This window comes from Methylobacterium sp. D48H, assembly GCF_053345715.1.
On sequence record NZ_JBKFAP010000174.1, the window covers coordinates 1 to 296 of the forward strand.

At 65.5% G+C, this 296-nt stretch carries 1 protein-coding gene; it reads left to right on the plus strand.

Annotation, left to right across the window (positions count from 1 at the left end):
- Nucleotides 1-296 (plus strand): MFS transporter (locus ACLBX8_RS32010; protein ID WP_447716451.1); only part of this gene is annotated, 296 nt, incomplete at both ends.

The following is a 296-nucleotide window of genomic DNA, read 5'->3' on the forward strand; positions in this document are numbered from 1 at the left end:
GTCAGCAGGCGGCTCCTGCCCCTCCTGATCACCTGCTACTTCATCTCCTACCTCGACCGGGTCAATGTCGGCTTCGCCGCGCTGTCCATGAACGGGGACCTCGGCATCTCCGCCACGGCCTACGGGCTCGGGGCCGGTATCTTCTTCCTGAGCTACTTCGTCTTCGAGGTGCCGTCGAACCTGATCTTGGAGCGGGTCGGGGCGCGGGTGTGGTTCGCCCGCATCATGCTCACCTGGGGGCTCCTGTCGGGCGCGATGGCCTTCATCGTCGGCGAGAAGAGCTTCTACGCCGTGCG